General features: G+C 41.5%; 27 protein-coding genes and 2 pseudogenes. 14 read left to right on the top strand and 15 right to left on the bottom strand.

Annotated elements, in window-relative coordinates:
• Nucleotides 1–54 precede the first annotated feature (54 nt).
• Nucleotides 55–732 (top strand): response regulator, encoded by a 678-nt coding sequence (locus tag E8Q33_RS05065; protein WP_136553263.1) that lies wholly within the window; start codon nt 55–57, stop codon nt 730–732.
• 77 nt (nt 733–809) lie between these two features.
• Here the strand turns inward: E8Q33_RS05065 and gnd are convergent, their stop codons facing one another.
• Nucleotides 810–2270, bottom strand: coding sequence for a decarboxylating NADP(+)-dependent phosphogluconate dehydrogenase (gnd, locus tag E8Q33_RS05060; protein WP_084003038.1), 1461 nt, complete (start codon nt 2268–2270; stop codon nt 810–812).
• Nucleotides 2271–2752: 482 nt separating this feature from the next.
• Here gnd and E8Q33_RS05055 point away from each other — a divergent pair, with 482 nt between their 5' ends.
• The 5 genes from E8Q33_RS05055 to E8Q33_RS05035 all read left to right on the top strand — a co-directional run bounded on the left by E8Q33_RS05055 (nt 2753) and on the right by E8Q33_RS05035 (nt 6832).
• The gene (locus E8Q33_RS05055) at nt 2753–2980 is read left to right on the top strand and encodes a hypothetical protein (RefSeq protein WP_136553261.1); all 228 of its coding nucleotides are present in this window, start codon (nt 2753–2755) and stop codon (nt 2978–2980) included.
• 123 nt (nt 2981–3103) lie between these two features.
• Nucleotides 3104–3358, top strand: coding sequence for a hypothetical protein (locus tag E8Q33_RS05050; RefSeq protein ID WP_247869935.1), 255 nt, complete (start codon nt 3104–3106; stop codon nt 3356–3358).
• A gap of 239 nt (nt 3359–3597) precedes the next feature.
• Nucleotides 3598–5004, top strand: coding sequence for a D-alanyl-D-alanine carboxypeptidase/D-alanyl-D-alanine-endopeptidase (gene dacB, locus E8Q33_RS05045; protein WP_136553259.1), 1407 nt, complete (start codon nt 3598–3600; stop codon nt 5002–5004).
• 180 nt (nt 5005–5184) lie between these two features.
• The gene (locus E8Q33_RS05040; RefSeq protein WP_136553258.1) at nt 5185–5961 is read left to right on the top strand and encodes a lipopolysaccharide kinase InaA family protein; all 777 of its coding nucleotides are present in this window, start codon (nt 5185–5187) and stop codon (nt 5959–5961) included.
• A 13-nt stretch (nt 5962–5974) separates the two neighbouring features.
• Nucleotides 5975–6832, top strand: coding sequence for an SdiA-regulated domain-containing protein (locus E8Q33_RS05035; protein ID WP_136553256.1), 858 nt, complete (start codon nt 5975–5977; stop codon nt 6830–6832).
• A gap of 55 nt (nt 6833–6887) precedes the next feature.
• Here the strand turns inward: E8Q33_RS05035 and fae are convergent, their stop codons facing one another.
• The 3 genes from fae to E8Q33_RS05020 all read right to left on the bottom strand — a co-directional run bounded on the left by fae (nt 6888) and on the right by E8Q33_RS05020 (nt 9291).
• Complete coding sequence (gene fae / locus E8Q33_RS05030) at nt 6888–7439, bottom strand: formaldehyde-activating enzyme (RefSeq protein ID WP_136553254.1); 552 nt, start codon at nt 7437–7439, stop codon at nt 6888–6890.
• A gap of 239 nt (nt 7440–7678) precedes the next feature.
• On the bottom strand, nt 7679–8584 hold the full coding sequence (locus tag E8Q33_RS05025; protein ID WP_136553252.1) for a neutral zinc metallopeptidase: 906 nt from the start codon (nt 8582–8584) through the stop codon (nt 7679–7681).
• Between the two features lie 434 nt (nt 8585–9018).
• Nucleotides 9019–9291, bottom strand: coding sequence for a hypothetical protein (locus E8Q33_RS05020; protein WP_069297029.1), 273 nt, complete (start codon nt 9289–9291; stop codon nt 9019–9021).
• A gap of 445 nt (nt 9292–9736) precedes the next feature.
• On the opposite strand from E8Q33_RS05020, the gene E8Q33_RS05015 reads away from it, so the two are divergent.
• The 3 genes from E8Q33_RS05015 to E8Q33_RS05005 are packed head-to-tail and all read left to right on the top strand — an operon-like array spanning nt 9737 to nt 11096.
• Nucleotides 9737–10201, top strand: coding sequence for a hemerythrin domain-containing protein (locus E8Q33_RS05015; protein WP_136553250.1), 465 nt, complete (start codon nt 9737–9739; stop codon nt 10199–10201).
• 44 nt (nt 10202–10245) lie between these two features.
• Entirely contained in the window at nt 10246–10602 is a 357-nt protein-coding gene (locus E8Q33_RS05010) for a hypothetical protein (protein WP_069297027.1), read from the top strand.
• Nucleotides 10603–10637: 35 nt separating this feature from the next.
• On the top strand, nt 10638–11096 hold the full coding sequence (locus E8Q33_RS05005; protein ID WP_136553249.1) for a hypothetical protein: 459 nt from the start codon (nt 10638–10640) through the stop codon (nt 11094–11096).
• Nucleotides 11097–11127: 31 nt separating this feature from the next.
• Here E8Q33_RS05005 and E8Q33_RS05000 read toward each other — a convergent pair whose 3' ends face one another.
• From E8Q33_RS05000 to E8Q33_RS16665, 6 genes and pseudogenes are all read right to left on the bottom strand, one after another.
• Complete coding sequence (locus tag E8Q33_RS05000; protein ID WP_136553247.1) at nt 11128–11457, bottom strand: hypothetical protein; 330 nt, start codon at nt 11455–11457, stop codon at nt 11128–11130.
• A gap of 297 nt (nt 11458–11754) precedes the next feature.
• Nucleotides 11755–12003 (bottom strand): hypothetical protein, encoded by a 249-nt coding sequence (locus tag E8Q33_RS04995; RefSeq protein ID WP_136553245.1) that lies wholly within the window; start codon nt 12001–12003, stop codon nt 11755–11757.
• Nucleotides 12004–12452: 449 nt separating this feature from the next.
• Nucleotides 12453–14753, bottom strand: a complete 2301-nt coding sequence (locus E8Q33_RS04990) for an ATP-binding protein (RefSeq protein ID WP_136553243.1) — start codon at nt 14751–14753, stop codon at nt 12453–12455.
• Nucleotides 14750–15769 (bottom strand): ABC transporter substrate-binding protein, encoded by a 1020-nt coding sequence (locus tag E8Q33_RS04985; protein WP_168800154.1) that lies wholly within the window; start codon nt 15767–15769, stop codon nt 14750–14752. The genes E8Q33_RS04990 and E8Q33_RS04985 overlap by 4 nt, the downstream gene beginning before the upstream one ends.
• Before the next feature lie 116 nt (nt 15770–15885).
• A pseudogene (locus E8Q33_RS16670) lies at nt 15886–16260 on the bottom strand (methyl-accepting chemotaxis protein); the annotation flags it as partial.
• Nucleotides 16261–16416: 156 nt separating this feature from the next.
• Nucleotides 16417–17181: pseudogene (locus E8Q33_RS16665) on the bottom strand (PAS domain-containing protein); the annotation flags it as partial.
• A gap of 219 nt (nt 17182–17400) precedes the next feature.
• Here E8Q33_RS16665 and E8Q33_RS04975 point away from each other — a divergent pair.
• The gene (locus E8Q33_RS04975) at nt 17401–17787 is read left to right on the top strand and encodes a YkvA family protein (RefSeq protein WP_247869934.1); all 387 of its coding nucleotides are present in this window, start codon (nt 17401–17403) and stop codon (nt 17785–17787) included.
• Between the two features lie 68 nt (nt 17788–17855).
• On the opposite strand, the gene E8Q33_RS04970 is transcribed toward E8Q33_RS04975, so the two are convergent.
• From E8Q33_RS04970 to E8Q33_RS04955, 5 genes are all read right to left on the bottom strand, one after another.
• Nucleotides 17856–18086, bottom strand: a complete 231-nt coding sequence (locus tag E8Q33_RS04970) for a DUF2789 domain-containing protein (RefSeq protein ID WP_136553239.1) — start codon at nt 18084–18086, stop codon at nt 17856–17858.
• A 162-nt stretch (nt 18087–18248) separates the two neighbouring features.
• Complete coding sequence (locus E8Q33_RS15435; protein ID WP_168800144.1) at nt 18249–18422, bottom strand: hypothetical protein; 174 nt, start codon at nt 18420–18422, stop codon at nt 18249–18251.
• A 151-nt stretch (nt 18423–18573) separates the two neighbouring features.
• On the bottom strand, nt 18574–19281 hold the full coding sequence (mtgA, locus tag E8Q33_RS04965; protein WP_069296808.1) for a monofunctional biosynthetic peptidoglycan transglycosylase: 708 nt from the start codon (nt 19279–19281) through the stop codon (nt 18574–18576).
• 114 nt (nt 19282–19395) lie between these two features.
• Nucleotides 19396–21879: an ABC transporter permease gene (locus E8Q33_RS04960; RefSeq protein WP_136553237.1), complete on the bottom strand. Its 2484-nt coding sequence runs from the start codon at nt 21877–21879 to the stop codon at nt 19396–19398.
• Nucleotides 21876–22607, bottom strand: coding sequence for an ABC transporter ATP-binding protein (locus E8Q33_RS04955; RefSeq protein WP_136553235.1), 732 nt, complete (start codon nt 22605–22607; stop codon nt 21876–21878). The genes E8Q33_RS04960 and E8Q33_RS04955 overlap by 4 nt, the downstream gene beginning before the upstream one ends.
• Before the next feature lie 123 nt (nt 22608–22730).
• Between E8Q33_RS04955 and E8Q33_RS04950 the strand changes: the two genes are divergently transcribed.
• From E8Q33_RS04950 to E8Q33_RS04935, 4 genes are all read left to right on the top strand, one after another.
• Nucleotides 22731–23276 (top strand): arylesterase, encoded by a 546-nt coding sequence (locus tag E8Q33_RS04950; RefSeq protein ID WP_136553233.1) that lies wholly within the window; start codon nt 22731–22733, stop codon nt 23274–23276.
• A 114-nt stretch (nt 23277–23390) separates the two neighbouring features.
• Entirely contained in the window at nt 23391–24062 is a 672-nt protein-coding gene (locus E8Q33_RS04945) for an HAD family phosphatase (RefSeq protein WP_136553231.1), read from the top strand.
• Nucleotides 24063–24214: 152 nt separating this feature from the next.
• A complete protein-coding gene (locus tag E8Q33_RS04940; protein ID WP_136553229.1) occupies nt 24215–24808 on the top strand; it encodes an SCO family protein in 594 nt (197 codons plus the stop codon).
• On the top strand, nt 24801–26360 hold the full coding sequence (locus E8Q33_RS04935; protein WP_136553227.1) for a methyl-accepting chemotaxis protein: 1560 nt from the start codon (nt 24801–24803) through the stop codon (nt 26358–26360). Before E8Q33_RS04940 ends, E8Q33_RS04935 begins: the two co-directional genes overlap by 8 nt.

Here is a 26360-nt window from a genome sequence, read left to right as displayed (position 1 = left end):
CGGTCAAGCTGCCAATCACACCTTTGAACACTGTTACCTATTAAGCATTCACCTATGGCAACCATATTACTTATTGAAGACGAAGCCCAGATTAAGAAATTTTTAAGAATCAGTCTTGAAGCACATGATTATCAGGTGCTTGAAACCAGGTTGGGTGAACAAGGTTTAGCCATGTTAGTTGAGCAGCAGATTGATTTACTTATTCTGGATCTTGGTTTGCCGGATATGGATGGCCAGGATGTCATTAAAGCCCTGCGGAAGTGGTCGCAAATTCCGATTATTGTTTTGTCTGTTCGATCCAGCGAAGAAGAAAAAGTGCAGGCCCTGGACGCCGGTGCCAATGATTATGTCACTAAACCTTTTGGCATCAGTGAGCTGATGGCCCGTGTTAGAGCATTACTGAGGATAAATGACAATACCGTTAATTCAAACAGTAAGCGCGAGGTAAATGGATTGTTTATCGATCTCGCCGAATACCAAGTTAAACTGGATAATCAACTGATCCATTTATCACGCAAAGAATTTGAGTTGCTTCGATTACTTACAGAGCAGCCAAGGCATATTCTGACGCATCGTTATCTGACTCAAAACATCTGGGGCGAAAGTTTCGTTGAGGAAACGCATTATCTGCGTGTTTTGGTGCGTCAGCTTCGTCACAAACTCGGTGAAGAAACTATTCAGCCAAGATTTATTGAAACCGTGCAAGGCGTGGGTTATCGCTTTAAAGTTTGACCTTATCCATACACTCAACATTGAATATCACCCCAGCGATATGAAAGAAGATCATATCGCTGGGATATCAGATAACTTTAAACGTCGTAATTGCTAGCCGAAACCTTTCCACCACGGCCTGTCCAATTTGTATGGAAAAACTCTCCTCTTGGTTTATCGAGACGCTCGTAGGTATGAGCACCAAAATAATCGCGTTGGGCCTGTAACAAGTTTGCTGGCAGGCGTTTACTGCGATAGCCATCATAAAATGACAATGCACTGCTGAACGTCGGCACCGGCACACCGATTTCGATAGCTTGAACGACAGCTTTTCTCCAGCCTGGCAATGCTTCGGTAATGGCATCGATAAAGAACTCGTCCAACAACAAGTTTTGCAACTTTGGATTACGTTCAAACGCATCACGGATTTTCGATAAGAACTGGCTGCGAATAATACAGCCGCCTCGCCACATCATCGCAATGCCGCCATAATTCAGTTCCCAACCATAGGTTGCTGCCGCTTCACGCATCAACATGTAACCCTGCGCATAGGAAATAATTTTTGATGCATATAAAGCGTCACGAATGGCATCAATCATTTCGCGTTTATCGCCACTAAAAGGTGCTGCTTTAGCTGGTAAAACCTGTGATGCCGTTACCCGTTCATCTTTCAACGCCGACAAACAGCGGGCAAATACTGCTTCGCCAATCAAAGTAAGTGGTGTACCCAAATCCAGGGCATTCATCCCAGTCCATTTACCAGTGCCCTTCTGACCTGCCGTATCCAGGATGTGATCGATCAACAAACTGCCATCAGGTTCTTTTACACTCAGAATGTCACGAGTGATTTCAATCAGGTAAGAATCTAAAACGCCTTCATTCCACTCTGCAAATACTTGCTGGATCTCGTCGCCCGACATACCCATGCCTTCACGCATCATTTGATATGCCTCACAAATCAGCTGCATATCGCCATATTCAATGCCGTTATGCACCATCTTCACATAGTGACCAGCTCCATCGTTTCCGACCCAGTCACAACACGGTTCACCGTCTACCTGAGCAGAGATGGATTGAAAGATCTCTTTTACTGCAGGCCAGGCAGCCTTGTTTCCGCCGGGCATTAACGAAGGTCCATGACGAGCACCTTCTTCACCACCGGATACACCGCTGCCTATAAACAAAATGCCTTGTTTGTGCAGTTCATGAGTTCGCCGATCACTGTCATTAAACAATGAGTTGCCACCATCGATAATGATGTCGCCTTTTTCCAGATAAGGTAAAAGTTGCTGGATAAAGCTATCAACAACCTCTCCTGCCTTAACCATCAACATTACTCTGCGTGGTTTTTGCAGAGAATCGGCAAATGTTTTTAAGTCATGACAGGCAATAATCTGACTATCCTTTGCTGGACCTTGCATGAACTCATCTACCTTACTGGCTGTCCGATTATAAACTGCAACTTTAAAGCCTTTATCATGAATGTTTAATGCGAGGTTTTGCCCCATTACTGCAAGCCCGACAATACCAATATCTGCCATTTGAGTGACTGTGTTCATCTGATTAAGCCTTAAGTTAAATATCGAGAAATTTTGTTGGTTGATAGTCGTCACGATACTGAACGGACATTAATCTGTAAAACAGGTAATTCATGTAAATATAATCGTTTAAAACGATTTATAAACGTTTTTGACAAAGAACTCTTACTGCCATTTTTTATTACTTTTTTGTGACGCAGTTAACATTTATTAAACTTTTACTGCGCAAATATGTGACACAGTTAACACTTTTTACACCATTTGATGTCTTTAATTGAAATTATTAAGAAATAAACGCTATAAATTTACGACTATAAGCCATTGTAAACAAAGGGGTTTAGGATTTTTCTGAGACTTACAAGGGAACATTTTCCAGCTAAGAAAGGAATTTTTCACTCACTGTAAGCAAAGTAACCGTAGTAATAATAAGCATGCGACTTACCCGTTAATTCAATTTTGGCTTAGCGGAAAACGAAGACGTTGTTAAAATCAGGGAGATTTTTATGGCTAGTTACTATTTAGATTCAAATCCTAACTTACCCAATAAGGGATGTGATATTCATCATGTTTGCCCGGAAACCTGCCCAAATTTGCCACCAATGATTGAGCGAATTGAACTGGGCGATCTGCCAGATTGCAAAACGGCAATTCATGTGGCCAGAAGAAAATTCTATAATCAGGCACACCTTATAAGTGAATGTTCTCATTGCTCGGATTCTACTCCTCACTAAACGCGAACCTAGTGAAGCTCACTCGTTTAGTCATTTCCCCTATTTTTATTTCTCCATATTAAATTGTGATATCTGCCCGGAAGGCATTATGCTTTTCGGGCAGCATTATCATAGGATCTTAATATGTCAAACCCACGGATTATTCCGAATCCCCAACAGCAAACTAATGACAATCAGCATCAAGCGAAAACCTTAACCATCATTATTTATGCTCTGCAAGCTGCATCATTTATTGTCGGTTTGACGTTTTTAGTTGCCGTTATTATTAACTACATCAAACGTGATGATGTTCGTGGCACTTGGCTGGAATCACATTTCCGCTGGCAGATTCGCACCTTCTGGTTTTGCTGTTGTGGGGTTTGCTGGGGGCATTTTTAAGTGCTGTGGTGATTGGCTATTTTATTCTGCTGGCAAATGTCATCTGGGTCATTTATCGAATCGCAAAAGGCTGGATCAATGTAGCGGATAACAAACCTATGTATAGCAACCAGTAATCGCCAAATTCAGTAACCTTAAGGGATACGCCCAAACAGGGACACTTTGTTTTAAATAAAGCGTCGTTTTTCATGTTAGGCTTTGCAGTCCTTCTACCTTAACCTTACGTATTACTGGATTGTATGACCAAATATCTTGCTCTCTCGCTGCTGCTTTTCACTAGTGTTCCAAGCTATGCTACACAAGTTTTCACCAACCCCTCTTTGAATGGTAATCCGACACCTGAAGGTGCCGATATTGCGTTATACGTATTGGATGCATCCAACGGCAAAGAATTATATTCAGAGCGTGCAGAACAGTTTCAGCAACCTGCCAGCTTGCAAAAAATCATTACCGGTTTGGCAGCTCGTTTAGTGCTAGATAAAGATTTCCGTTTTGAAACCACCGTCGAAACAACAGACAGAGATGTCATTATCAATTTCAGTGGTGATCCCACCTTTACCCGCACTCATTTGCGTGCGTTGGTTGAAAAAATCAAACTCAAGCAAACCACTATTCCAGGAAATCTTTATTTGAATGGTGGCGCTTTTGATACTTCTGAACGTGCAGTCGGGGTGCCATGGGATATTCTGGGTGTATGTTACAGCGCGCCATCCAGCAGTATTACCATGAATGCTAATTGCATCTACGGAAAAATCGAAGGAACCACCGAAGCACCTGTCAAAGCGCTTAAAGCTAGTGGCTCTCCTTATATAAACATCAGTGCCGGTGACATTATTATTCGACAAGGTCTGGAAAACCAGAATATCGATTGTGATTTGAAACTCACTGCAGATAACAACAATCGTTATTCACTGGATGGTTGTGTGGCTTCTAATCGCTTACCCGTCAATTTTCATCTGGCAGTACAAAATACCACGCTGTATCTAAGTAAAATTCTGCAGGAAGAACTGGACCGCGCCGGAATACAGTTAAACGGCAAAATCATGCGTAACGATAAAGCCACAGGTACGGTGATAGCGCTTCATCAATCAGAACCCTTGATGAAACTCATAGATATCATGATGAAACGTTCTGATAACTTGATTGCCGATAACCTGCTCAAAACGGTAGGCCGGGTTTATTACAAACGTCCTGGCAGTTATGAAAATGGCGCTGCTGCGGCCAAAGCGGTATTAAAAGAAAAAGCCAATATTGATTTATCACGCGCCATCATCATGGATGGTTCGGGATTGTCACGTAACAATCGTGTGACGGCAAAACAGTTAGTCCAGGTCGTACAGTATATTTTTGGTAATAAAGAGCTGGGATTAATCGAAACCATGCCTGTGTCTGGTCAATCAGGAACACTGCAATATCGCAGTAGTTTGGTCAATGCACCGTTAACCGGTCAAGTTTCAGCAAAAACTGGCTCTATATACGGGGTGTACAATCTGGCTGGCAAAATCAATACTAAATCGGGTAAAACCCTCTATTTTGTTCAGTTACTGTCTAACTATCATCCAGAGAGTGATAACCGGAATGTTGCTCGCAAACCACTGAGAGATTTTGAACGCAGCTTTTATGAAAAGTTATACAACAATCATTAATATTTCATAATCACTGAATTAAAGCCTGTTGAGAATTTGCAGGCTTTTTCGTTATAGGGTTAAGCTAATAATCAGCAGTTTATAATGAACTGCTGATTTACTTTTTTAAAATAACCATCACGAGTTTTATTGGTTACGCCGAATCATCTAGATCTAGAAATAATAACGCTGGCATTTAGAATGAAAAATACTACGCTCACAAATCTAATCTCTAAACAAATTCCGCTAAATGATGAGCGTGTTTTTGATGTCAAATTACAGGGCTCTAGGTTTTGGATAAAACAGGCTGAAGCCAGTAGCTCAACGATTTGGCATTATTTAAGTTCTATTATCGCCAAAATTTCTGACAATCCCTTATTCACACCAACCGTCACCATCGATGGAAACACTGCATTAACCGGTGAAATTCAACGAATTAATCAGTTGAAAAATGAAGGTGCATCGGTCCCACAAATTATTGCTTCAGGTGAAAATTGGTTTGCCACAGCCGATCACGGCATCACTTTGCAGAAATTATTTAAACGCTCTGAACTGAGCGATAAACAACTGCAACATATTTTGGAACAAGCAGCCATTGCTTTGGCGAACTTGCATAACCTAGGTGCATGGCACGGCCGTCCTGCGTTAAAAGACATACTGTGGGATGGTGAAAAAGTCACGCTGATTGATTTTGAAGAAAACCCGATAAGTTACCTAACACCTGTTCAATGCATGAGCCGGGATATTTTTCTGTTTATGCACAGTGTTGTACGTTTTTATGAAGCGGATAACCCGGTAATTTCTGCAGTATGGAATAGATATTGTGAAAATGCTGCCGGTGAGATTTGTCAGTCTGCAATTAATTTAGCGAAAAGCATGCCGTGGTTGTTTTGGCTCAGCAAACTCAGCCAGCCAATTGCAGGAAATGATGTTCGCCAAACTTATAAAGTATTGTATTTCTTCAGAAAAGCTGTTTAACAAGGTAATCCTAATGAGTAAATCCAGACGTCAAAAAAAACGTTTGATATGGTTGTTTTTAGCATTAGTTTTATTATTAATCTGGGTTTCCTGGCATTTTCCTGACAACTCACCATTAAGTGGCATTGAATCCGAATGGGATTTGACTCAATACCATCCGGTGGGAAAAACCATCCGTATCGAAGGAATTGACGATAACCTTTCTGGTTTAACCTACCACCCGCCTTCCGGACATTTATATGCCGTAACTAACAAACCACGGCAGATCCATATTCTGACAAAAACCGGTGAATTAGTCAGAAGCATTAAGCTGGAGGGCTTTCGTGATACCGAATCGATTGCTTACGCTTACGATAATTATTTTTTTATTGCTGAAGAGCAACGGCAGAACTTGGTCAAAGTAGAAGTGCCAGACAATGTCGACACGATACAATATTCCGATGCCACTATTTACCATGTGGATATCGGGCACAATGATAATCATGGACTCGAAGGTGTTGGTTGGTCACAGCAATTTGGTTTATTTGCTGTGCAGGAAAAACCACCGCTGATTATTTATCAGCCAACTGAAAGCCACAATTTCTCGGCTACACTTACAGCCTTAAGCCAAGTTCGTCTGAATGTTCGGGATTTTGCTGGAATGGAAGTATTGCCGGGCAAAGTCGACAAATTGCTGATTTTAAGCGAGTCATCGGACAGCCTGCATGTGGTGGATATGCAAGGTAATGAACTATCACGCTTGAGTTTACGCAGCGATCCGTTCGGTCTGCTTGGCTGGTTTTGGCAACCTGAAGGCGTTGCGGTAGATGATGAGGGTGTTATTTATATTGTCGGAGAAGCAAATCAGTTTCTTGCATTCAAGCGGCAGTAATCAAATCCCCCGACTTTAAAATTCTTTATAAAGTCGGGGGCTGATTTATTTTTTCTTACCAGGCTGATTCGCCAGTTTCTGGATCATACATTTCATGATGGATTTTATTGCGGTTGGCAATTAACTCATCAATTGTTGGTGAACCTGACATAGCGCGTTTGATTGCTAATTTCATGGCTTCATAGTTAGTGCGGTATAAATCTTTACGATCAACATCCGGATTGGCTGCTGCATCTGGAGAGATCCAGATCATTGCAACGATACACAAATCATCGGCATGTTCTTTAGGGATCACACCTTCAATAACGCTATCCAACACCGCGTCAGCGATTGCAGACTGAACTGGGCCACCAAACAGAGCAACATAACTGCCTGATTTAATTGTGACTTTAGGCACAATCATGGTGGGGGGTTTAACTTGCTGGTTAGTTGCACGAATGGCGAACATACGAGTGTGGCCTTCTGTTTGCCCCATCAAATTGGCAAATGCCTGGCCAGCAGGCCCTTTGGTGCTGCCAATTAAAATTTCCGGCATAGCATCGGTGCCTTGATCTTCACTGGCAAATACAGTGGCTTCAGCGGTTCTAAACCAAACTGGTTCTGACATAGTTAAACTCCAAATAATTACAAGAAAAAACGTGCCATTCTATGTTGATGGTATCTCTGCCCGCAAGCAATTATCCAAAAGGTGTATTCGCCTTATCAACCAGCTCTATTTCTATTTCAGATATATTTCTTTAAGAATGGCAATAGAGATATATAAAGCGTCTTACTCATTAACATTTATTGAATACAGTTATTTTGTAAGATACGCAAAAAGCGTAAATTGATGTTAGACATACGCTTTTAAGACTCTTCAAACGTATTACAACGCGTGATATCACCTGTTTCAAATCCCGTAGTAAACCACTGCATACGTTGTTGTGAACTACCGTGGGTAAATGAATCAGGGCTGATATGTCCTTGTGATTGCTTTTGCAAAGTATCATCACCAATTGCACTGGCTGCCCGAAGCCCCTCTTCGATATCCCCTGTTTCGAGCAACTGTCGTTTATCGTTAGCATGATTGGCCCAAATCCCGGCAAAACAATCTGCTTGAAGCTCTTGTTTTACTGAAAGTTTGTTGGCTTCAACTGTGCTTAATCTACTTCGTGCAGCGTGAACCTCAGCCGATATTCCCATCAAGGTTTGAATATGATGTCCCACCTCATGGGCGATGACATAAGCCTGAGCAAAATCTCCCGGTGCTGCAAAACGATTGGCGAGTTCATCAAAAAAATTCAAATCGAGATAAATCTGTTGATCGCCAGGACAATAAAACGGGCCAACTGCCGATTGTGCGGTGCCACAAGCTGACCGAACCACGCCACGATACAACACTAAGCGAGGTTCTTGATATCGCTGACCGTTCTCTTCAAATATCGTGCTCCAAGTCTGCTCCGTATCGGCCAATACGACAGACACAAACTCAACTAATTGCTTTTCTTCCGGTGATTCATTTAACGCGGTTGTGGTAACAGTGGTGGGAGAATTGCCACCAAGTCCAAGCGCATACAACATGCTGCCAAGACTTCCGGTAAAAATGCCATAGGCCAATACACCAGCGATTAACAGCAATGTCCCTTTAAAGCCTAAAAACCGAAACAGCAGCGGTAACAATCTTAAGCCGCCCCCCATTCCCCCTGCTGCTGAAGGACGCATTGAGCGTCTATCTTCAATATTGCTGCTTTTCGGTCTACCTTTCCAACGCATAGGTGATTCCTTTAATACCGAGTGAAATAGCCTTGGATGCTGACGTGTTTTCAGTTATTACTGGTGGGACAGCATAATCTTATTTCAGCATTTTTAACGAATAATAAAAGCATTCTTTGTTAAAACACTTTGTCACTTTTCACGTTGTATTCACCCAATAAATCGTATTGTCTCATGCTGAATTTGGAGAATATGTGTAATGAATGAAAACAAACCCGAGCAAACCGAAAAGAAAAAGGTCGAGATCCAGCGTTTACCTTGTCGAGGCTGTACAAAAAACTGTAAAAATTATGCGTTTTGTGATGGTAAACCGTGGCGACCACAGCCTACCGCTGCAAATGGTGTAAAAATCCATTAAAAAACCCAATAAACCATAACGGTTTATTGGGCTAGTCTGAGTTAGATTATCAAGCAAAGCTAATAGATGAATAAAATCAATACTGTTGGCCAATACCTTGCTCGGTAGCTTCATCTAAGCCAGTTTCGTCGCTATCAGTATTGTTTTCGTTAAGCTGGTCCCCTTCTCGATTACGATTTATTTCATCAGTAGGTTCCGGGTTTTGAACAGCTCGTTCATCCTCATAAGGGTTTTCACTCCATTCAGGATTAACGTCCTGTCCTACTTGATTATCTTGCTCATCCGAACATCCTGACAACATAAAGGATGTAAAAGCAAGAGTGGCGGTAAACACTATTGTTTTGAACATGGTTACTCCTTATAAATTATTTTAAAACAAGGTCCAGAACGTCTAATACAAAAATTTAGAGACCTGTTTCAGCTTGTGATTTCTCATTACATCAAGGCATGCTCCATGCCGACATTCTTCTGTCAGACCATTAATTGAAATCAATTTACTAGCGTAATGGTTAACACCATTCCAGCAATCCTTATGCCATGCAACAAAATGAGGCTTAAACGGCTTTATCAGCTGAATTGAGCAGAAACTTGTGACTCGACAAAATGGCGATCTACCTATAAATATTTCTCTCGCGACAGTAAATTTTACCGATATTCGATTTTCCTATATCACGCTCTTCTGCATAAAACTTTCTCACATTAAAGCCTAGAAGGGCTTGATGAATGATTTGGATTGATGGGTACATTAATTGCAATCAAACCAATAGCAGGTCAATTAAACATAGGAAAACAAAATGACTGACTCAAAAATTAAACATAGCGATGCCATAACATTCTTGAAAAAAGAACACCGCGAGGTTGAAGAGGCATTCGCCCAATATGAAGAGTTGGGCCCAAAAGCATACGTCGGAAAAAAGAAACTGGCCGATAAAATTTGTGCCGAGCTGATAGTGCATACGCAGTTAGAAGAAGAAATTATTTATCCGGCGTTTCTTGAAAAAATTTCTGGTCAAAAAGATCTGATTGACGAAGCACAAGTTGAACATGATGGCGCCAAAACGCTGATTGAGGAAATTCAACAAATGCAGGCCGATGAAGAATTGTTCGACGCGAAAGTTAAAGTGCTCTCTGAATATATTGAGCATCATGTCGAGGAAGAAGAAAAAGAAATGTTTCCGTTGATGGAAAAAAGTAGTCTGGATTTATTATTGCTCGGTGAAAAGCTTACTGAGCGTAAACAGCAGCTAAGTCGTTCTTAAACGCCTGACTACCGCTGCACTATTAAAGAAAAGAGTGGTGATTTATGGATACCAGTCATGTAAAAAAAGCCTCAACGGAATGGGCTTCCCTCAAAAAAGAAGCGACCCTTTTTCCAATATATTCTATGCGCAAAGCATGGGATGTATTGGAGAAACAACTCTATGGTTTATCTACTACGACACAGAAGATTAATACAGACTCGATTATGCAAGGCAAAATCGAAATGGGCAAAATTACCGTTCTGGATCCCCGTTTGGGAAATCTAATTCATAGTCTGGAATATACCAGACTGGGTATTGAAACCATTCAATCCCCTCCTGTTTCAATGATTCTTGAATATATTCAAGCCTGTGAGAGAGTACATTGGATCATTGATAATTATCGAAAACTCGCCAGTTAATTCTCAATAGCGATTACAAAAAAGGGAATTTCATAATGGCAAAACTCGTTAAATGTAAAACATGTGAATATCAGGTGACTCAAACTGCTAAATCGTGTGTCCAGTGTTATACCAAAAATCCTGGTTTAACCAGTACAGATCATCTTATTCATTGCATAAGTATTGTTACTTTTATAGTCGCAATGATGTTGTTATACAAGATTAGTTTCAATGAACATCTGATTCAGATAGCCGATGTTGAAGCGGCAGGTTTTGAGAAACATTATCAACGACAAACATTAATCAATAATGCTACGGATGGTTGGGTAGGAAGCTGGAACAGTGAACACATAGAGTTGTATCAATTTGCCAATATCAGGGCTGTTGATTTGGAATTTTTTTCCAAGCACGCCGCTCCGGATAATGTATTTGGTTGGACGGATGCCTGTATTCATAAAAACATCATCTTATTAAGCGAAGGGCGCAATGCCTGTCAGATTCTTAAACAGTTATAAACTAAGGCGTTAAAGCTGGATTGAACTAATTTTATTCTGCGGCTGGTGGTATTGAATCTACATTATCCTGTTTATCATCCGGTAAACGAATATTGGGTGACGGATCTTGTTCTCTCTTTTCAGCGGCGGATTCTTCAGGAACGAGCTGTCTATTTTCCTTGGCTTCAGCCCCAATCACGCCTTGAGTCACACTGCCCCGGCTAGAGCTATCTTTGGAAGTCCGATCACTGTCATTTTCTGCCAACAGAATATTTTGCTGGCTACTCAATGCATTATTTTGAATTTTATTATTCTCTGCCAAAGCAGGTGTCAGAATAAAGCTGCCTGCCATGATCGTGGATATACACAAATGTTTGAACATAATGTTCCCCTATGAATGGATAGCGCGATACGAACGTGTAGTGATTTGGATTATGCAGACTTCAACAAATAACAACTGCACCCTTGAATGTAGGTACAGCTTTTAACTGTTATTGCCTAATAAGAAGTTAATTAGGTTGTCATTAAGATTGATGAGAACGCCAAAAAAGAAATGAAAACGTAGCGTTACTTTCCCTAAGTAATTATTCAAACCGACACTGAGAAATCGACTTGAGAATTCTTACTCCGTTAAAAACGCTACGCCCCCATTAACCCTAATAACTATAAAGCTTATTGGTTATTGGCCTTGTTCTCTCGCTGGATCACCTTCGCCCATTTCATGAGCTGGATGTTGCGCGTTGCCATCTTTAGATTTGTTTTTGTCATATGCTTTTTTATCAGGCGTTACTTTTTTTCCATCTCTATCGACCTTGTCGTAGGTTTGGGTCTCACCTTGAGCATCATGTTTGTCATGATCCCCTGCTAATGCAGGTGTGGCAATAAAAGCTGTAGCAAGTGCAGTTGAAAGAAATAGTTGTTTAAACATTTCATTCTCCTAATTTAATTTCGACTATGAGTTTAGCTAACGTGAAGCTAAAAAGAATTTCTATCAAAGAAAGTGCCGAAGATACTTCCCTTGTATTGGAGTTATTGCAGACCTTGTGCCATGTTTTCAACTGACTATTTAACCGTGTACAAAATAAATAATATAAACTATTTATATCAGCTAGTTATAGATGATATTTAAGAGTGTTTATCATTATAAACCCGTCATATAGCGATGTACGATTCACATAATTCATGTGAATAAATCATGTAATTTTTACAAGTCTGGAGGAAAACTTTCAGGTTATTTGTAGAAACAATAAAACCGCTATTTAAATGGAATATACCGTATTAATAAGGGATATTTTGCCGTTCAGATTTCTTTATCATGCATGTTTGTAAGCTTTGAATGTACGGATAAGAACACAAACGAAGCAAATAAGCTGATTGTTACTTCTCTGCCACCCCAGCATCTAAAGCTATTCGTACTTTAATAGCTAATTCTTCACGACTGTAGGGTTTAGAGAGCAGCATGACGCCCGGATCCAATCGCCCATGATGCACAATAGAATTTTCAGTGTAACCGGAGGTATATAACACGCGTAATGATGGTCGCAATTTAACGGCTTTTTCAGCAATATGCCGACCATTTAATCCTTCTGGTAAAACAACATCGGTTAACAACAAATCGATGACTTGATCCGACTCCAGAATTTCTATCGCCTGCTGGCCATCGTTCGCAGAGATGACTTGATAACCAAAAGCCGTTAATTGCGAGACAACATAATCACGGACTAAAGCATCATCTTCGACAACCAGAATATGCTCATACCCCGGAAGTATTTCACTAATGGAAGGTTGAGTGTTTCTGGCAGACGAATCATTAGAGGTAGCAATTGGTAAATACAATCTGACAGTAGTGCCCTGTTCTGGCTCAGAATATATATTTACATGACCGTTACTTTGTTTGATAAAGCCATACACCATCGCAAGGCCCAAACCAGTTCCTTTATCTTTTGGTTTGGTGGTGTAAAACGGTTCAAACACTCTCTGGAGCTTATCTGCAGCAATACCACACCCCGAATCTGAAATGGCAATAACGATATATTCACCTGCATCAATTTGATGATTCTCAGCATATCTATCAGGTAAATGGGTATTTTGAGCTTCTATAACAATGCGTCCGCCACTAGGCATCGCATCTTTAGCATTTAGGGCAATATTGAGTAATGCATTTTCAAACTGCCCTGGATCGACCATCACCTGCTGCAAATTATCATCTGCATGAAATTGAATGGAAATCTCAGCGCCTAACGCCCGCTCTAGCAAAGGCCACAGCTGTTTAATTAATTGTTGAATGTTGACCGGTTTAGGATCGAGTGGTTGTTTGCGGGCAAAAGCCAGTAAGCTGCGGGTTAACTCTGCACCACGATAACCAGCTTGCAAAATCATTTCGGCTAACGGTTTAAGCTTGTTTGATTCTTCAAGCGTCTCAGTGAGAATCTGTGAATTACCGATAACCACTGTTAATAGATTATTAAAATCGTGTGCTACCCCGCCCGTGAGTTGGCCGACAGCTTCCAGTTTTTGAGATTGACGTAAACGATTTTCCAGTTCCATACGATCTGATATATCTTGAAAAGCACCGTGTACACCAATGATCTTACCTTTTGAATCTCGGACAGCTTCTCCTGATGTACGTACCCATAGAGGCTCACCAGCTGAATTAATAATTTGTAATTCAGCATCATAGGGAGTCCCCTGCTCATAACATGCGGTAAACAGTTCTTTGATTCGAGCTTGATGCTCGGGGATGTAAAAAGAGAGTCCCTGATCAAGTGAGGGCGAGAAGCCCAATGGCTTTCCATGAATTTTAGCCACCATATCCGACCATTTGAGCTGATTAGTCTCCATATCCGCATACCAGCCGCCGAATCGTGTGATTCTTCCGGCGATTTCCAATAAATTAGCCTGCTGACTCAGCTCGGTTTGTTGTTGAATGATATGTTTTTTGGAAAGATCTTTTTGATCCAGTAAAGCATTAAATGCAACGGCAAGTTCAGCCATTTCATCTTTACCAATTACCTCAGCCCTGGCTGTTTCATCACTGGCAGATATTCTGGTAATCGTGTTAATAAGATTTCGGGTAGGAACAGCAATTCGTTGATACATCATTCCGAAGGCGATTACACACAAAATGCCAAAAACCAGTGCGGAGAATATATAAACAAACAGAATTCGGTTGATATGACTTTCAATAATTTGTTGGTTTTCTTGCATTAACTGATCTATCGCACTCTCAATGGCAATGCCATGATCTGCAACCTGATTGATAATTAGTCGAGATCTCAAAGGTAAGGCTAGTGGATTTAGACTTAAGTCATTGTTTATAAGATTACTATTTTCGGGCGGGGTATGATAAGCATCTTCCATCGATTGAATTAATTGATCGATGTGGCGTATCGCCCGTTGAGCATTGAATTTACCTTTTTCTAATGCATCAAGCTGCGCCTGGATGGTCCGTGCATCATTTAAAAAAACCTGCCATAACCTGTCATCACCACGAAAAATCAATAAATTATCGCTGCCGACTGATAAGGCATCGATTTTATGTTTAATGGCACCAAGAGCATTCAGTTCATCGCGTTTAGATTCGACTTGGCCGTAACTCCAGGCAGCCAAAACAATAAGAAAAAATAAGCCTAGCAAGCATGTACTGATAAATAAAACAGATATCTGAACCATTTTCATGGCAAGGTCTCTGTAGAACTTACCGTTGGAATTTTTACTAAAAACGGTTTTATTGTTTGCATGGGTTCAGGAGCGAACCACGAAGTCACATCGGTTGGTTGATCAGATCCTGGAAAATGATGGAGTTTTGCCCACTGAATACCTTGATGTAGCTCTGCAATTAAAGCCCAATTCAGATTTAGCTGGTGTAGGCCAGGTTGGTAATTAGTGTCGGCATATTGGTCTTTATTGGCATGCTCACTATAAATCAGCATCTCTTTTTCAGTGTCAGTCTGTATAAGGTTGATAGCTTGCGCATAAGCTTTTAATATTTGCTGACAATAATAAGGATTGTCACGCACCATTTCTCTGGTGGTGACCAGTAACCATTTAGCACTATATACATGACTGCCTTCAACTTGCTTCAACTGGCCGTCATACTGCTGCATAAATTGGTTTGTCCATGGCTGCCAAACGACAATGGCATCAACCTCACCATTTTGCAGAGCTTCTCCTAACTCAGATACCGGTAAATCAATAATTTCTACGCTACCCGGCGTTACTTGATAAAAAACTGAATATAACCACCACAAATATTCAGAATTTGTACCTTTAGCTAAACCTACTTTGCCGCCTTTCAAATCATTAACTGTTTGGATGTCTCTACCTTGCGTAGTTAATATCTGATTCACCTGTGTTGAATGTAACAGATTGCCCAGAATAACCGGTTCATTGTCGGATAACTCATTACCTGCATTAGCTAATTTGTCGAGAATAAAAGGGGTAGAAGACATTAAAGCGAAATCGACTTTACCAGCACGCAAATCATCAAGATTTTGCTTCCCGGAGTCTGTAAATGAGACATTAATCGTTAAATGGTTTTTTTCAAAAAGATTATTTTTGCTGGCGACAAGAGTAGGCAAATCACCGAGGTAATTTACCCCTGCTAATTTTAAAGGAAGGTCATCAACATTTTCGGACGTGCACGCTGTGATGAGAAAGATGAGTGATATTAATAAAGTTTTCAGGCCCATCATTTTTTCCATCATTGGTTTGAATGATTATTATCATTATGGCGTACCAAAAGCTCAGGACTTTAATTATTTAACAGACGCATTCCTGAAATTAATCCGAAAGAAATCATTCCTCTGAGCTATAGCAATGATGAAACTGTTCGAGAAACATCCTCAGCTCCTTGTAATATTTCATTCATTACCGACGATACTGCATTAAGTTGATCATTGCTGGCCATTGCACGCTCTTTAACACTATCCATCTTTAACGTCACATCACTCGTCAACTTACGGTTTTTTCTGACAACTTCTTTGATCTCATCGGTTGAAGTACTGGTTCTTGATGCCAGTTTCCTTACCTCGTCAGCAACTACCGCAAAACCCCGTCCTTGATCACCTGCACGAGCAGTTTCTATAGCTGCATTTAACGCCAACAAATTGGTTTGCTCGGCGATATCATTGATTGTTGAAACAATGTTTTCGATATTTTTTGATTCAGCGTTTAATTGTTCAATATTTCCTGAGGTCTCAGAGACATGCTGCAATATGATGTTGGACATTTGCACTGATGTTGTAAGCAACTCCGCACCATTTTTAGCAATTTGTGCAGTTTCTTCAGCGGTAGAAAATGACATTTCCGCAGCACGCATAACTTTATGGTTTAACTCGATTTTATTGGTAATATCACTGGCAAACTTAATCACTTTTACCACCTTACCTGTATCATCAAGTACCGGATTGTAAGACGCCTCTAGCCATATGGTCTGACCTGAAGCATGTTTTCGCTCATATTGACCGGTAAAAAAATGTCCCGAACCGATTTGAGACCAGAAATTGGGATTTTCTTCATAGAACTGATCAAAACAGAATATGCGATGATGCTTACCTACGATGTCGTTTAATGAATAACCAACCGCTGCCAGAAAGTTTTCGTTGGCGTTTAAAATATGACCATCGGCGGTAAACTCAATGATAGCCATGGAACGATTTAATGCACTGAAAGCAGCCTCAAGATCGCGAATTTTATTGTCCATATTGGTTACGTCAGAAGCTATTTTAAAAATAGCGGTCACTTTGTTGTCTTTGTTAACAATAGGAAAGTAAGTTGCTTCCAACCAAAGCGCGTTGTTAGTTTTAGTAATACGTTTAAAGGTGCCGGCTTTTTTCTTTCCCTGACGAAGATCTTCCCAAAATCCTTTATATTCAGAAGATTTAACATAATCGGGATCACAGAAAATTTTATGATGTTGACCAATAACTTCTGATTTATCATAACCAATAACTGCTAAGAAGTTATCGTTGACGGCTTCAACGATTCCATCTGGGCTAAATCGTATAGTGGCGACAGAAGCATCAATGGAATCAATGAGACTTTCAAGTTCGTTATATTGATACCGAATTTCAGCCAACTCGGCTTTGAGTAATTTATTGAACATTTTCATCCCCTCTCCAGCATTTTTATATTTATTTTTTTCTTAATTAATACGCATTTTTGTGCATAAATCAATAGAATTAATAACAATATTTAAGTGCAAGATATGTGAATTTTTTGTCAAGTGTTTTAAATCTTAATCACTCATATTGAAAATTAATTACAAACAGAAATATCTATCATTTATTAATAAATATTATTAATACTATTAAAATGCGAATTAATGCTAATTGAGAAATTTAAACAATTTGCTAAAACTATGATGCTTCAGCTGTCGGCTTTGTATATAGCGAGTAAAGATCCAGCAATGCCTAAGCGTGCAAAGTGGTTGATTGTTATTGTGGTGGCGTATGCACTAAGCCCGATTGATTTAATTCCAGACTTTATTCCGATTATTGGCTATTTAGATGAATTGCTTATCTTGCCATTGGGAATTTATATTGCTATGAAAATGGTACCTGATGAACTTTGGCGAGATAGTCTGACTCAGGCCAAAACCAACCCCGTTAAATTGCCCGAAAATCGTTACGCAGCCATTGTAATAGTTGCTTGCTGGATTATCTTAGCTACCGGTTTTGGATACGCTTTTTGGTATTGGTTAATAAAATAAAAAGGTCCATTGCGGCCAACAAGGCTAATGAAATTAAAGTGCTTATACTACAAACCTTGGCAGCAGGATTATTGCCTTAACTGAACGTTTAATTGATCAACCACTTCAGCCCAATCGGAGTCTAAAGCCAGACATTCTTTTATAAATGCAGATTGGGATGGTGACCAGAAATAGGCATTTTCCAATTTCACGCCTTCAGGCAGGTCATGTTGCTTAATAAACTGTTCAATGGCCTCTTCGCTGTTATCAAGACCTAGCTGTAAAAAAAGATTTTCCATCGTATGCTGTGTCATATCCATAAAAGTTCACCTCGTTAATCTTACTGATAAAAATAATATCAAATCTAAAAGCCAAGCTTGTTCAGTAAAGTTTCAAAGGAAACTAGCTCCAAGCTTGATACAGATGAACATAGTCTGATGATTAATCTAATATGTCATTAACTTATAGCAATCTGAAATTAATTAGGATCTTGAGGCAAGCCATTCATGATAGTTGGGATTCGCTTGTGCATGTAAACCAGCTGAGCAAAATGCTTTTTCACTATCAATAATTTCGCCATTATGTTCGAAAACATTCTCTTCAGCGTAATGACGAGCCCATGTTTCAAGATCTAACGCCATTTGATTCATTCTCATCGTAATCATCCTTTTATAAAAAATGTTAATTGATCCTAGAGCAATCAATTACTGATGAGCATTTTATGAAGATGATGTTTATTTAATGTGAAGATTCAATAATTTACGGTAAACATGTGATACGGCTCACATTAATACCTGGCAAATGACCTTATTCGTTATTTAAAGGTGCCAGCCATTGCACACCTCCAAGTCTACGTTGTTGCTGAAGATTCCACTCGGCACGTTTATGCAGATGTTGTGCAGGTCTCGCTGGATTGTAATTTAACGGGCTGGGTAATGAGGAGGCCAGTAATGCTGCCTGCATCGGTGTCAGGTTTGCCGCGGTTCGGTTGAAATGATATTGACTGGCAGCTTCCAAACCAAACACGCCAGGCCCCCACTCGGCAATATTTAGATACACCTCCAGAATGCGCTGTTTGCTCCAAGAGAGTTCTATCAACAAGGTAAACCAGACTTCCAGGCCTTTTCTGAACCAGCTGCGGCCAGTCCATAAATACATATTCTTTGCGACTTGCTGACTAATGGTACTGGCTCCACGAAGTCCGCCTCTGCGTTCCCGCTCTTTTAAAGCCTGCTGTATCGCATCTACATCAAAGCCTTTATGTAAAGGGAATTTCTGATCCTCAGAAGCCACAACAGCTAAAGCCGCATGTTTTGGAATCTCATCCCAACTTAACCAACTCTTTTGTAACTGAAAGTCTTCCGAAGAATGTATCCATCTATCCGCCATAACCATCGTGATCGGCGGGTTCACCCAGCGAAATGGCAAAACCAGCAACACGCTCAGCAATACAAACGCCAATATCGTTAGCAGCAACACACGGAAAATAAAACGATACACTCGACGCACAGTCATTCCTAAACAAAATAGGCATCTTCAATGATGCAAACCTGCACATAATGAGACGTTTATTTTAGCCATGCAACATTGATTAATACTGCGATATCCAAACACGCTTTAACTTTAAGCCTATTCCAGTCTTCGTAATAACAACATTGGCGAGACGGTTAATACCGGTGTTAATTGCCAACGTCCCAATATCGCAAGAATAACGGCACTGATAAACGGCATGCTCAATACCACCGGCCAATGCCAGCGAAACTCACCGTCAAAGATACGATATTGCAACGCCCATACGGCTATTTCGGCGGCCAGCACACCCAGAATGCCTGCCAGAAAACCAATTAAGGCAAACTCCAGCATGGTCGCTCTGACTAATAATCGTTGTTGACCACCAAGGGTTCGCAATAAGGCTCCCTCACGTTGACGTTCTGACATCGTGGCACTGACCACCGCCACCATCACTGCAATGGCAGCTAATAAAATCATCACTAATATCGCTTCAACAGCCTGCGTTACTTGCCGAATGATTTGCTGAATGCGGTCGATAATATGATCAATTTCGAGTACTGAAATGGTTGGGAACTGCCTTACAAAATCATTGAGTAACTGTTTATCCTGCTCAGCAAGATAAAAGCTGGTCAATGAGGTGCTAGGCAGTCCATCTATCGCCCCTTTCGGTGGAAAGATGAGGAAAAAGTTAGGTCGCATACTGTCCCATTGCACACTGCGAATACTGGTGATGGTGGCGGTTATTTTTTCAGCCCCGACGGTAAAGCCTAGTTCATCCCCCACTTCAACACCCAATGACTCAGCTAATGACTGTTCAATTGAAAGTCCCTTGGTCTCATCGGCTTCAAACCATTGCCCAGCAATAACCTGATTGTCGTCAGGATAGGAATCGGAAATCGTCAGGTTCAATTCCCGGCGCAGTTCGTCATCATCTTTGTTTAATGCGACTTCTACAGCTGGTTGAGAATTGATCTCCGTTAATCTGCCCCTAATGATTGGATATAACGGACTACGGTTTATCTGATGTTGATTAAAGAAAGCCTCTACCTCATCAACTGATTCCGGTGCAATATTCAGCAGAAAATGATTCGGTGCATCTTCGGGCAACTGTGCCTGCCAATCGGCTAACAGCGAAGAACGCACCAGAAGCAATGTGGCAGCCAACATAATGGTCATGGCAAACACTGACATTTGCGATAAGGTGGCATTTCGATGTCGGTACAAGGCAATCACTGCCAATCGCCAGCTGCCCTTTCCTGCCGGAAACCGGCGTAATATCCAGATAAGTCCCGCGCCAGCAATCGCTAATGAAACCACCAATGCGACAACCGCTCCAAGCAACGCCATTACCAGCACAATATCGTTGACATATACCCATAACAAACCAAATATCACTATCACCGCTAACAGCAAATCCTTTGCTAAAGCTGATGAATCATTGCTTGGCAAACTGCGAAACACCCGCATTGCAGGTGTATTACGCAAACGGTCGATGGGTGGATAGGCAAAAGCAAATAACGCCACTAATGCAGTAAGGATTGCAGGCCAAAGTTGCCAGAAATCCACTTCAAACTGTAATGGCTGATCCATTAATTGTGCTGTCATCGAGGCTAATAACCAGGCAGCCGGAATCGCAAGCATGACGCCAATCAACGTTGACATTAACCCCCACACAACCAGTCGGGAGATATACAGTTTACGAATGCGTTTACCGGTTAATCCCATGGTTTTTAACAAGGCCACACGATCTCGCTGGCTGAGGGCATATTGTCTGCTGGCAACCGCGATCGCCACTACTGCCAGTAATACGGCAAGACTGCCGCCCAGTAACAGGAAACCTTCGGCTTTATCCAGCGACTCACCCAGGGTTTCCCCTTGCCGGACATTTATCCACCGATAATTTTCAGTGAGCTGTGGTTCTAACCATGCTTCAAAATCCGCTAATGCAGCTGTATTTCCGGCAAACAGACCACGATGCCGAACACGACTGCCCGGTTGAATCACCTCAGTTGCTGCGACATCATCAATATGCATCATTACCCTGGGCGCGAGATCAGAAAGCCGAAAACCGCCATCGGGCTCCCGCACGATAACACCGCTCACTGTAAGCGTAGTTGCCCCCACTTCCAATGAATCGCCGGGCTGCAGTTCCAATAAGCGCATTAACCGCGGATTTAACCAGACTTCACCCGGTTTTGGACCAGATGTGATTGTTTCTCGAGTGCTATCCAGATTAGCTTGCCATTCAAGCTCACCGCGAAGTGGATAGGCATTATCAACGGCTTTAATTGCCACCAGTTGAAACTGTGTTTCATTGGATACCATGGTGCCAAATTCCACCATCCGGCCTACTTCCAGTCCCTGGTTAATGGCTTCTGCATACCAGGCTTCTGGTATAGGGGCATTAGTTCGACTATTTAACTGCCGATCCGCCGCTAAAAAGCCACTGGCCGATGTCATTAAGGTGCGCTGTAAATGATCGGCAAACGCATTAATTGTCGCGACTGTTGCTACGGCAATAATCATTGCCAGCAACATCACTTTAACGTTTCGCTCACGTAAGTCCTGACTGAACGAGATAACTTTGCTGGTCACACTCATGCAGCTGTCACCGTTTGCTTGTCAGATTGTTTTTCGTGCAAAACGCCTGCCTCAATCACAAAGTGCCGCTGACAACGATCTGCCAGCTGTTGATCATGTGTCACCATCACCAACGTTGTCCCTTGCTCACGATTTAATGTCATTAACAATTCGGTGATTGCTTCGCCGGTGCGAGTATCCAAATTACCGGTGGGTTCATCGGCAAATAACACCTGTGGATCCACAGCAAACGCTCTGGCAATGGCGACACGTTGCTGTTCGCCCCCAGATAATTGTCGCGGGGTATGCTGCATGCGCTCAGCTAAACCCACCCTATCAAGTAACCCCTCAGCCTTAGACCTTGCATCAGGTAAGCCAGCTAACTCTATGGGTAACATGATATTTTCAATAGCAGATAATGTAGGTAATAATTGAAATGATTGAAATACAAAACCAACACGTCTGGATCTCAGGCTGGCACGTTCATCTTCCGACAAAGCACTGATAAGATGTCCATCAAGATGCACGGTGCCGCTGGTCGGTAAATCCAGCCCTGCCAACAAACCCAACAGTGTGGTTTTACCGGAACCTGAGCGACCAACGATTGCAGCTGATTCACCTTTGCCGATGCTGAGATTGACCTGCTGCAGAATCGTCAGTGAGTCAGTACCCAAATCAACAGAATGCGACAGATTTTGTACCTCAATCATGAAGTCGTTTGATGGATTCGGTTGTCTATCTGTGGACATGCTTTCCTCACAAAATTAATTGGCGGTTATGAAAACCTTATTACCTACACATAAATTGTTTATTTATCTGCTGTTCGTTTTGTTCAGCTTTCAGCTGCAAGCGGCTGAACCACAGCGGAAAAACTGTTAATTGTTGGTGACAGTCTCAGTGCTGCCTACGGCATCGACAGTGATGCCGCCTGGGTTGAACTACTTAAAGATCGTCTTGAACAGGAAACCCCTGGTAGCTGGAATGTTGCCAATGCCAGTATCAGTGGTGAAACAACCGACGGTGGTTTACGCAGATTACCGGATTTACTGGAAAAACATGATCCTGCCATTGTCGTCATTGAGTTAGGCGGTAATGATGGATTACGCGGCTTTCCACCCGATGTTATTCGCAACAATTTAGCCAGAATGATTGAATTATCACAACAGCGTGAGGCTGAAGTATTACTGGTTGGCATTGAAATTCCACCTAACTATGGTCCTCGTTATACCACGGCTTTCGCCAATGTTTATTCCAGTCTGGCAGAAGAATATAATCTCGCCTTCCTGCCTTTTTTCCTTGCCGACGTTTATGATGGTGAGGCAATGATGCAGGCTGATGGCATTCATCCAACGGCAAAAGCGCAACCTCAATTACTCGACAACATCTGGTCAGAATTATTGACACTGTTGGAACAGTAACCTGTCGCTCTCATGCCAACCGATTATCTGACTCTATCTATAGCTGAAATGTTGCCTGATGACTGATTTAAATATGTACTTTCAAATTATTAAAACCGTTGATTGCCTTACTGCATGATTAAAGCCGTTATTTTTGATATGGATGGTGTGATTGTTGATTCCGAACAAATCTGGGATGACGCCGAAAAACACGTGTTTTCCAGCTACGGTATCGATATAACTGAGTCTGACCAGCTGAATACCCGCAATATGAATATGCAGCAAGTATCGCAATATTGGTCTCAAAAGGCCCGGACTCCTTTCTCACTTGAAGAGTCAGAACAGAACGTTATTCAGCGAGTTTGCCAACAGATTCAGCAAACACCCGTGGCGATGCAAGGTGCTCTGAATTTACTGAAGCAAATCCACACAATGAATTTTCCTATTGGTCTTGCCACCAACGCGCCAAAACCCGTATGTCATACCGTATTGCAATGTCTACAAATTGAAACGTATTTCACATCAGTTCAAACTGCCGATGATGTCAAAAACACCAAACCCCATCCGGAAATTTATCTGAAAAGTGCTGAAAACCTAAAGGTAGATCCACAGCATTGTCTGGTTTTTGAAGATTCTCCAACCGGTGTTAGAGCGGCGCACGCAGCTGGAATGCAGGTTATTTATGTCAACCCCCGGCGTATTGCCGAAGCTTCTATCCTCACCAATATCCATTCTGAAATCAGTTCGCTTGAACAGTTTTCCTGGTCGGAACATCGGCTAATGGCGTTATGCCAAGCTGAACTGTGACCTTCTTCACACAATCCAATAAGCTTTACTGAACGAACCGATTTTCGGTCTGATCTTCACAGCCAATTCACTCCTCAAATCCAATAATTACAATCTGAATTAACAACTACTCTTCATCAACTGATGCTTCAGAGTAACCATCGGAGCATTGAGTGAAGTCAAGTTTAACCCTCAAATCTATCCTGCATATAGTTTTCACCCTGTTATTAATTATTACTGGCATGGTATTGATTTTAACGTCTCATAAGCTCACTGCTGCAGTAATTCCCGGCTCACTAAATGGTATCGAGACAAGATTGCAGTTAACAGAAAAACCGTTTGCCGTAGGTGAATCAAGCTCTAGTCCTTTGTTAATTACCAGTCTGTTCAGCAGCTGTCGCTCAACCTGTCCAGCCAATATCAGCCTACTGCGTAAGGTCAACACAGGGTATCAAGGTGATTTGAGCTATTTGTTTATCAATTTAAAGCCCGGCGATGATTCAGCTGAAGCGTTAACTGAATATCTGTCGGAGTTTGCTCCGGCTATGCAAATCCTAATCCCAAAGGATGGACAGGCACTAAGTGAGCTAATGGCACTGTTGCCCGAAAACTTCTCTGATCAGCAAAACACTGCTCATCACTCCGGATATATATACCTATCTCATCCGAATGCTAAAGGTTTGATTACCTATCGTTCGCCAAACAGCCAGCACATCCTGGACGATTTATTGATACTGCAAAGACGCGGAATTACTTTATATGAATAGCCAAACAACCACACAACAAACCATTGAAGAAAACATAAAACAACGCCATTGGCAGGACAACGTCAGTAACGACAAATTTGTTTTATGGTTATTGTTGGCCCACTTGCCGTTCATCTTTTTTCTAGTACCGATAGGCTATGGAACTCATATTGAAGGGGCCATTCCTGCTGTTATAGTGGTTTTAGCCGCCTGGTATGTGTTTCATACTTTGCCTGGAACATTGTTTTCAAGAAGTGTGATGTCAGCAGCCATGATGATGATGTCGATGATCCTGATTATGCAGCAGCTAGGCCGACTGGAAATGCATTTTCATATTTTTGCTGCATTAGCGTTTTTAATTATCTGGCGTGATTATCGTGTGATGCTGGTTGCTGCCTCTGTGATTGCCATACATCATGCGGCTTCAGTACCGCTGCAATTAGCGGAAACCAGTATCGGCAGTATACCGTACATTGTTTACGGTCAAGGTTGTGATTGGGCGACGTTTGCTGTGCATGCAACCTTTGTCATTCTGGAAACGGCTGTATTGGTATATTTCTGTCTGCGAATGAATTCACAATACCGCTTATCCACTCAAGTTATGGCCGCGATGCAGGTTGCAGCGCAGCAAAGTGATTTGACTATTAAGATAGAAAATATTCAGGCGAAAAATGTAAACGATTCAACGTTCAGTAAATCAGTAGAAGATTTTTATGCACTTATGAATCGCACCATTAATGAATTTAAATCCGCTGGCACACAACTCGACGATCTCACACACTTATCGGTTATTAGTGCGAAACAAAACCTTTCATCTCTGCATGTGCAAAGCCAACGTGTTGAAGCTGTTGCTTCAGCCAGTCTACAAATGTCTGCCAGTATCAACGAAGTAGCCAAAACAACAGAAAGTGCCGCAAACCTTTCTTCTCAAACAGTCAAACAATTGGGTGAGTGCCAATCAATGGCAGATAGTGCTTCTACCAAAGTTAATTCACTTATCGACAAGCTGAGCGAAGTAAAACAGGAATTTGATCGTTTACAACATGATACCAGTGCCATTCAATCTTCTGTTTTGTTAATCACTGAAATCTCTGCCCAAACTAATTTGTTAGCGTTGAATGCATCAATTGAGGCAGCACGAGCCGGAGAACATGGACGAGGTTTCTCAGTTGTAGCCTCAGAAGTACGCAATCTGGCTGAGAAGAGTCAAAATGCCTCAAGAGATATTATGGCTGTTGCTGAAAAGATTAATGCGGCGACGGACACCGTGATGAGTAAACTACTGGAAAGCAATAAAGATGGCGGAACCGCTCTCGAAATGGTCAAAAAAACCAATTCAATGATTGGACATTCCACAGACTTTTCAACACAAATCAGTGAATTAAATCAATCAATCGCGCAAATGATGCAAGAACAAAGCGCCGTTTCAGCGGAAATAAGCTCAACTATGCATCAGATACAGAACTCGAATAATGAAATTGAATTAGCAGTTGAACAAACCGCTGAACGAAATTCGCAAATTCGCGGCATTGGTACCTTTATAAGTGATGAAGCCAATATTTTTAAAACGTGA

This window comes from Methylophaga sp. SB9B (assembly GCF_004832235.1).
Taxonomy (GTDB): Bacteria; Pseudomonadota; Gammaproteobacteria; order Nitrosococcales; family Methylophagaceae; genus Methylophaga; species Methylophaga muralis.
This window is presented reverse-complemented; position numbering and strand designations above follow the sequence as displayed.

Excerpts from the sequence above, each read along its gene's own strand:
- E8Q33_RS05000 (WP_136553247.1), bottom strand. The coding sequence starts at position 11,457 with ATGTTCAAACATTTGTGTATATCCACGATCATGGCAGGCAGCTTTATT.
- E8Q33_RS05040 (WP_136553258.1), top strand. The coding sequence starts at position 5,185 with ATGAAAAATACTACGCTCACAAATCTAATCTCTAAACAAATTCCGCTA.
- E8Q33_RS04975 (WP_247869934.1), top strand. The coding sequence starts at position 17,401 with ATGCTAATTGAGAAATTTAAACAATTTGCTAAAACTATGATGCTTCAG.
- E8Q33_RS05050 (WP_247869935.1), top strand. The coding sequence starts at position 3,104 with ATGTCAAACCCACGGATTATTCCGAATCCCCAACAGCAAACTAATGAC.
- E8Q33_RS05015 (WP_136553250.1), top strand. The coding sequence starts at position 9,737 with ATGACTGACTCAAAAATTAAACATAGCGATGCCATAACATTCTTGAAA.
- E8Q33_RS04955 (WP_136553235.1), bottom strand. The coding sequence starts at position 22,607 with ATGTCCACAGATAGACAACCGAATCCATCAAACGACTTCATGATTGAG.
- E8Q33_RS05010 (WP_069297027.1), top strand. The coding sequence starts at position 10,246 with ATGGATACCAGTCATGTAAAAAAAGCCTCAACGGAATGGGCTTCCCTC.
- E8Q33_RS04985 (WP_168800154.1), bottom strand. The coding sequence starts at position 15,769 with ATGATGGGCCTGAAAACTTTATTAATATCACTCATCTTTCTCATCACA.
- gnd (WP_084003038.1), bottom strand. The coding sequence starts at position 2,270 with ATGAACACAGTCACTCAAATGGCAGATATTGGTATTGTCGGGCTTGCA.
- E8Q33_RS05020 (WP_069297029.1), bottom strand. The coding sequence starts at position 9,291 with ATGTTCAAAACAATAGTGTTTACCGCCACTCTTGCTTTTACATCCTTT.
- E8Q33_RS04990 (WP_136553243.1), bottom strand. The coding sequence starts at position 14,753 with ATGAAAATGGTTCAGATATCTGTTTTATTTATCAGTACATGCTTGCTA.
- E8Q33_RS05035 (WP_136553256.1), top strand. The coding sequence starts at position 5,975 with ATGAGTAAATCCAGACGTCAAAAAAAACGTTTGATATGGTTGTTTTTA.
- fae (WP_136553254.1), bottom strand. The coding sequence starts at position 7,439 with ATGTCAGAACCAGTTTGGTTTAGAACCGCTGAAGCCACTGTATTTGCC.
- mtgA (WP_069296808.1), bottom strand. The coding sequence starts at position 19,281 with ATGACTGTGCGTCGAGTGTATCGTTTTATTTTCCGTGTGTTGCTGCTA.
- E8Q33_RS04935 (WP_136553227.1), top strand. The coding sequence starts at position 24,801 with ATGAATAGCCAAACAACCACACAACAAACCATTGAAGAAAACATAAAA.
- E8Q33_RS04945 (WP_136553231.1), top strand. The coding sequence starts at position 23,391 with ATGATTAAAGCCGTTATTTTTGATATGGATGGTGTGATTGTTGATTCC.
- E8Q33_RS04960 (WP_136553237.1), bottom strand. The coding sequence starts at position 21,879 with ATGAGTGTGACCAGCAAAGTTATCTCGTTCAGTCAGGACTTACGTGAG.
- E8Q33_RS04970 (WP_136553239.1), bottom strand. The coding sequence starts at position 18,086 with ATGGATATGACACAGCATACGATGGAAAATCTTTTTTTACAGCTAGGT.
- E8Q33_RS05065 (WP_136553263.1), top strand. The coding sequence starts at position 55 with ATGGCAACCATATTACTTATTGAAGACGAAGCCCAGATTAAGAAATTT.
- E8Q33_RS15435 (WP_168800144.1), bottom strand. The coding sequence starts at position 18,422 with ATGAGAATGAATCAAATGGCGTTAGATCTTGAAACATGGGCTCGTCAT.
- dacB (WP_136553259.1), top strand. The coding sequence starts at position 3,598 with ATGACCAAATATCTTGCTCTCTCGCTGCTGCTTTTCACTAGTGTTCCA.
- E8Q33_RS05055 (WP_136553261.1), top strand. The coding sequence starts at position 2,753 with ATGGCTAGTTACTATTTAGATTCAAATCCTAACTTACCCAATAAGGGA.
- E8Q33_RS04995 (WP_136553245.1), bottom strand. The coding sequence starts at position 12,003 with ATGTTTAAACAACTATTTCTTTCAACTGCACTTGCTACAGCTTTTATT.
- E8Q33_RS05005 (WP_136553249.1), top strand. The coding sequence starts at position 10,638 with ATGGCAAAACTCGTTAAATGTAAAACATGTGAATATCAGGTGACTCAA.
- E8Q33_RS05025 (WP_136553252.1), bottom strand. The coding sequence starts at position 8,584 with ATGCGTTGGAAAGGTAGACCGAAAAGCAGCAATATTGAAGATAGACGC.